A 6,300-nucleotide genomic window follows, 5' to 3' on the forward strand; every position below is an offset into this window, starting at 1 on the left:
TGGTTGCGGGGACACGCAACCACCGATACCGACAATCACTGATCGTTTCGATTTGAGAATGCTAGGCCGCGCCATGTTGGGGAATTTCGTAGGCCCGGAGTATGACATCAAATAATTGATTTTATTATCTTTTTCGTGGGCACAAATCGAGAATCTCCTGTATCGTCCCGTATGGTTCCGCGGCTCAACAGCTCGGACCCCGATTCTCCAGCGAACCTGCTGGCGTCTGGCAGATGATGTCCCTGGCCTCGTCAGCTGCCGCGTGCCTCCCTAGCGCCAGTAGCTGACGCCGCTTGGCGCATCGGCGAATGTCCGATTGGGGCAAGCGGACAGACGGCTTCTGGCACCAGCAAGCGATTAGCGGATGTTCAAGTCGGCGCAGGGCCGGTGAGGAAGGGCATGATGTCCACGCCTTCTCCCGGGAAGACCGTGAAATGCGGGTGGTTCTCGAACAGGCGGGCGGCAGCATCGATGGTATCGGCCTCAACGACAATGTAGCCGCAGAAAGGGTTCACGGCGTCGGCGATGCCGTCCTTGGTAACGCGCGTCGTCCTGCCGACCATGCCGCCGCGATCGGGGAAAAATGCGGCATTTCTCTCCTCCCAGTCCGCCCACTGCTGTAAGCCGACGGCATCAATTGCATTCTGCTCGGGCTTAGGCAGACTGCGAAAGCGGGCGAGGTCTTCGGGCTTCATGGTGTAGACGGCAAGAAAGCGGGGCATGCGGCGGTCTTCGTGCTGGCAGAAGGCATGCCAGCCTAGGCTCTTGGGCGGCCGAAGTCACTGCGCATTACCACCCTCCAAGTGCCCGCCGCCTATTTGCGTCAGAAAGTCTGCTTCTTGTCTGAGCGGCCTCCAAGGGCGGTAGTAAACGATGGCCGCTTACAGGATGCGGAGGTGGTCAGCGTGATGACCGAGATGATGCGCATTGCAGCCCATCCGTTATGGAATGATCAAATGCCGCGCTCGATGCAGCCTCTTGATCACTCTTGCTGCTATTGTCCGGCTGGACCGAAACTGGCCCCAACAATCTCGTAAACGGGCCATGCCACAGCAACTCCGGTCAATGTATTGATGGGTCGAACGGTGACCTCAAACCCGCTGTCAAGTACTGCTCCATCAGTCTGCCAATTCGAGAGATCAAGCCGAATCGTTTGAACCTCATCCTGCGTGTCGCCGAACGCCGGGAGCAACGAGAAACGACCAACCGTAATAATTTCGCCGCCCGCAAAAGGTCTGATCTCGACCACGCCACCAACAGGCGCAGCGTGGGGCGCTGCTGCCAGCTGTCTAATCTGTAGCTCTAGCACCATGTCGCCGCATCCGCCGACAGTTTGGTTCGAGGGCGGCGCAACCATTATCGTCGTAGCTGGTGACCTCTCTTGCGTTAGTTGAGCGAGTGCCGGCGATGGAAGGCCCACTGCGGCGAGCAGGCCAACCAACATTCCTAGAGAATGCATCCTCAAGTTTCGCATCACTATGAAGTATGCAAGGAAAGATGTCTTTTAAAGGATGGTCGTCGTCATTGAGGTAACCTCAACCGCACTGCCTTCCACATCATCGGATTGGGCCGGCATAAGCTGCACGACTAGCTCCTTCCCGGTTAAATCACCGTTCCGTCTCACAGTCGCTAGGGTATCAGTAAGATCCACCTGCACCGTGACTGCCCCGTGGTCGTCATGTCCGGCAAAAAAGGCAATCGTTGTGACGTAATGCGGGTCCCCTGGGCCAATCGCTGGGCTTAGGTAGTCGCAGTTGAGAAAAATGTGAACCCGTCCACCTGGATCAGTTGGCGGGTGCTTAAAGTTAATGCGCGAGAATGAGACCACGCGCCTTGGTCCTGTCAGAACTACGGCAGACCCTGACTGCTCGTTTCCAAGGTCTCCTAGGAGTGTCTCTATCGGCTGCTGAGCAATGAAAGGAATCGATAAAGGCTGCGTTCTTGTGGCTATCCCACCCTGAGTAGATTTGGCAACGAGGATAGGTAGGCCATTTCCGGCGCCAACCCCAGAGCCTTGTAAGGCCACGAACCTGGATTGGTTCCCCAGGATCGAAGTGTCGAAGCTTTGCCAGGCCTGCACCCGTTGCAGAGTGATTTGCTCAGCGACGTCGGCGATCGTCAGCAATGGAGGGTAAGAGTAGCCCAAGCGTTCTGTGTTCAAGAGCTTCTGCACCCTTGCCGGCACGTCAGACGCCACAGCAGTAAAATCATTCGCGAATTCGAAGCCAAGGAATAGTTCATCTAGAGCAAAAGTTGGGTGTCTGGCTGTCCATAGCGACCAGATGCGATCCACGTTACAGTGGTGTAGCCAGAATATAGGGTCTAACGGCGAAAGCCCACTCACCATCACTCCCAACAAAATTCCGTGAACGTTGTTATGCGGTCCGAATTCGAGCTCGGTCGATGCGCCCGATTTTCGCTGCCAGGAGCTGTCCAAGCTGTTCTGGTTAAAAGGCCGAGAACTACCAAAGGCCTCGAAACCCTCGCTTGCCAGAATTCGCTCTAAAGTGGCCTCACCAAATGTCTCGATGGGCAGGCTTGCATTCTCCGGAAATCCAGGACGGTCCTCCCACAGAATGTTGCCAGAGTTGGCGCTCCCGCGGAACGGCTCGGGAAGTTGCCTGTCAATAAACCAGTCCCAGTAGGGCAACGCGAAATCTGCCTTCCCGGACAAATTACGACAGGCTCGCTCAAAAGCTGCGAGATAGGCACGATGCCACGGCAAAAAATACCAATTCCGGTGCGGGCAACGCTGCTGGTGGATCGATGCAAGTGAGGTCCAACTGAGCGGATCATCCGCTGGTTTGGCCTTCATTATGGCGACCGCCCGACCATAAGCCTCAAGATCAGCAGCAGCCTCAGGCTGGTTAACCGACCTGCGGGTCACAAGTCCTTGCGCAAGGGCCGTATCCAGCGGGACTAGCGAAGCTATCGCCAGTGCACCTCCGCCCGTAAGTAAATCGCGCCGCCGCATCGCGATCAGGACTTCGCAGGGCCAGGAACGACAACAGATGCCTTAGTTTGGGACGGTTCACCCTGCACTCCCGGCTTAAAGAATTCGAGCGTGGCAGTGCCGTCTACCGGCGCAGTCGCCGCCACGAACGAGAAGCTATAGGCGTTACCCCACCTGAGCGCATTTGCGTTGGGGTTTGCGTTGTGGTCTTCGGTGGACCAAACGAAGGCGTCCGCTTCCTGTTTAGGCGTCCATTCCACATTGCTCCAAGGTTCCCCACGCGTACTCGGTGCAGAAAACTCAGGGTTGTCCGCCTTACTGACGTCGTTAAGCAGAAGGCTACGAACTCCCCGGTCGCTATTCATGTTGTACAAAACATAATCGTAGCGATATGTCCCGTCGGGCAACGGGCTAGCTTTTGACGCCACGAACATCGTGGCATTGTGCCCCGACTCTTCAACAGCGATTTCGCTGAGCTTTGCACCTTCCCAGGCCGAGATCGCCGGTTGGCCCCGCTGTTCAGGGGCGACATAGCGGATGATGAATATCGGGGAGCCGTCATAGGGCGCGAATTCTTTGAACGTAACGTTGTTGCGGGCGTTACCAGCCTGCGCGTCGTCAGCGCTTACATATTGGGCTTCGATGAAATACCGCGCACCCGGTACGGAAAGCTCTTCCGGCGACACAACGATGACCTTTTCGGCATTCGAAATTGTCGGGCTGCCCGGAAGTGATTGCTGTGCTGTCGCGCCATCGAATACGCCGCTTGAGGGGTTGATCCTACCACGTGGTCCCAGACGCTCAGGATTTGCGTTAAGCGCTGCGGCGTAGAGATCAGAGCATCCCGGTCCAAGCTCATCACCCATGCCGGGCTGGCAGGTCGGCACTCCTTCAATATCAACGCAATCGTTGCGATTAGTTGCGAAGTACCCGTGCTTTACCCAAGAGGCCCCGAGTTGGGAAAAGCGTCCATCTTTGGCGCGATAAAGATTGACGGCAATAACCGGGTGTGCCGGGTCGGGAAGCTCGCGCCAGCTCAATGTCTGGTCACCTGCGTTGCAGGAATTCGTGCCCGTGGTGACGGCAAGCTCGCCAGTGCCAAGCCTTGCGAACTCTTGGCCACCCTCGATGAAACCAACGACGACGTCCGGCCCAGCAGCCACGGCCACATTGACCGTCAGCATCACGATCACGCTCGGCACAATAAATGCTATTCTTTTCAGGAGTCGCATAGAAATGCCCCACCCAGTTGGTCTGCGTGAAACGGCTAAAGCGCGCAACATAAAAATGCGCCGCGGCACTAATAGTATTGAGAACGCTGTTTTGATTAGGAAATACCGTCTATCGTCAGAATGACGACACTGGGCATAATTGCTTGTCAAGACTGAGAATGGCCTAGCAACGGAAATCCATTGACTCTCGCGGAAGAATAGCCAATGCTCGGATTAATGTCGACCGGCTGGATTTTGACAGGGGGGCTCGATGAGGTCAGCGACTATTTCAGCTGCGCTCTGTGTGCTCTTGGGGAGTTCCGCAGCCTTTGGCGAGGGAATCGCTAATCTTGTCGTACCGCGCAAGGATTCCTTGCGCTCTATTGAACATTTCCTCGTACCACTAACCAAGCAGGCACCATCACCTCTACCGCAGATGGAAGCGCTGGGTTTAGACGCCTCTCTGGCCTGCCCTATGGATGAAGCGGCTTGGATAGATTGGCGAAATGCCTCGATTCCTCGTCTTCTCGCACCGAAGACCAATACCGCCGGCGTCCCTTTTCTTGATCTGCAGACGATGGTGCAGACTGCGGACGAACAGATGATCTTCCTTGGTCAATGCAGTCCAACAGGGACGCCGCAACCGCTCGCGAATTTTGTAGCCTTTGTGAAGAATTTAGGTGTAATGAATTACGCCGATCATCAGTTCGGATTTATGATTGATGATCTCACCTATGTGAATGCGGTTCGCGACAAAGTTGAGCTTCCACCCTTGCTGAAAAGCGAGGACTTCCTCAATGCGCTCCGGAACCCATCCACTTACGCTGTTGCCAAGCGTCTGATCGACGATCACAACTCCACACTGCCCGCAGATCAGCAATGGCGGGTGCTGCTTTACAAGTCCCGCTTCCTCGCCACGCCCGACCAGGCAAGCACCTTCGGACGGTTCTTTATCTATGTGCCCGATGGCCAACACGAAAAATGGATTCAGTTCGGCATCATTACTCCCGGCGAGACGGTTCGCGATATTAACAATGTCTCCATAGTATCAGTTGGTCCCCCAGACCCACAGGGTAGGCGCCCAAGCGCTATCATCGATCACTGGCGCACCTACAATCAGGACGGCAGCATTAGTCTAGGCACCCGCTACGAAACGGTGGGGGCCACCGAGAACTGCGCGATGTGTCACAAGACCTCGCCGCTCGGTATTCATCCAGCCGAGGAGTACCTCCTCAACGATAAGGGGCAGCTGGTAACCAATACGATCAATCCCGGCGAGGTTCCGGAGTGGCTTAATGATAAGATCGAAGAATACGGATCACCCTTCTTCGGTGACTGGCTGGACGTCAACAACTACGGACCATCGCTTGGTCCGAGGCGCGACCGCACCCTGGAGTCACTCAGACTCTGCTCTGCTCCTGAAGTCTTGTCCGATGAATCGCTGAACAAGGTGAAGCGGGCAATGCGTTGCGAATCTTGTCATAGTGACGCAGTCTTAGGACCGATCAATTTTCCACAACCCATTCGGGTACAGGGCTTCAATGCCAACCAGGTGGCTACCTTCATAGCTGAAGGCTGGATGCCTCCGAATGTAGGCGCCATGCTCTCGGTACCTGAACGTAACGGCCTACTAAGCTGTCTGCGTCAGGAGTATCACGATCTGCAGTCGATGACCGGCCTCTTGGTCGATTGGCTAAAGCAGGTTGAAACTCCGTGACTTGACGCCTGCGCGACCAAATTTCAAATCACCTGCCCCGTAGGAACCCCCATGCCATATGATGTTGGCGTCCGCGGTTGGCTGCCGCCGAGAAGTCCCTCGACGACAGCCACAACCTTGGGAGGCTTACTGTAAGATACGAACGCTTTCCTAATTCACCGGATGTCGGCATGGCGCCGATACCGTTGAAAAAGTCCGGGTCGCGGCTGCAAATGGCATTTGCGTAGAATGGTGTTTCCGCATCCATGTGATACGCTGGGTGGAAAAGGAATTCTATTATCGGTGGCGACATTGCGGTGCGGCGGACTTTTTCAACAATATCCGCCAGGAACTGTCCTCGCCAGAACGATCTCTAAATGTCGTGTTTTGGCCGATGAACGAACCCGCTGCGCGGGATGGGCGCGTGTGGTGAGGTAGAG

General features: G+C 55.7%; 4 protein-coding genes. 1 reads left to right on the top strand and 3 read right to left on the bottom strand.

The genetic code is table 11. The annotated features are described in order from the left end of the window. Positions 1–368 precede the first annotated feature (368 nt). The 3 genes from AU465_RS33465 to AU465_RS33475 all read right to left on the bottom strand — a co-directional run bounded on the left by AU465_RS33465 (position 369) and on the right by AU465_RS33475 (position 4,185). Positions 369–722, bottom strand: a complete 354-nt coding sequence (locus AU465_RS33465; protein WP_192257334.1) for a hypothetical protein — start codon at positions 720–722, stop codon at positions 369–371. Between the two features lie 782 nt (positions 723–1,504). Next, the gene (locus tag AU465_RS33470; RefSeq protein WP_192257335.1) at positions 1,505–2,815 is read right to left on the bottom strand and encodes a tyrosinase family protein; all 1,311 of its coding nucleotides are present in this window, start codon (positions 2,813–2,815) and stop codon (positions 1,505–1,507) included. Between the two features lie 164 nt (positions 2,816–2,979). Next, entirely contained in the window at positions 2,980–4,185 is a 1,206-nt protein-coding gene (locus AU465_RS33475) for a hypothetical protein (RefSeq protein ID WP_192183011.1), read from the bottom strand. Between the two features lie 250 nt (positions 4,186–4,435). On the opposite strand from AU465_RS33475, the gene AU465_RS33480 reads away from it, so the two are divergent. Further along, the gene (locus tag AU465_RS33480) at positions 4,436–5,881 is read left to right on the top strand and encodes a hypothetical protein (RefSeq protein ID WP_192183012.1); all 1,446 of its coding nucleotides are present in this window, start codon (positions 4,436–4,438) and stop codon (positions 5,879–5,881) included. Positions 5,882–6,300 lie beyond the last annotated feature (419 nt).

Source organism: Mesorhizobium silamurunense, from assembly GCF_014843905.1.
GTDB lineage: Bacteria > Pseudomonadota > Alphaproteobacteria > Rhizobiales > Rhizobiaceae > Mesorhizobium > Mesorhizobium silamurunense.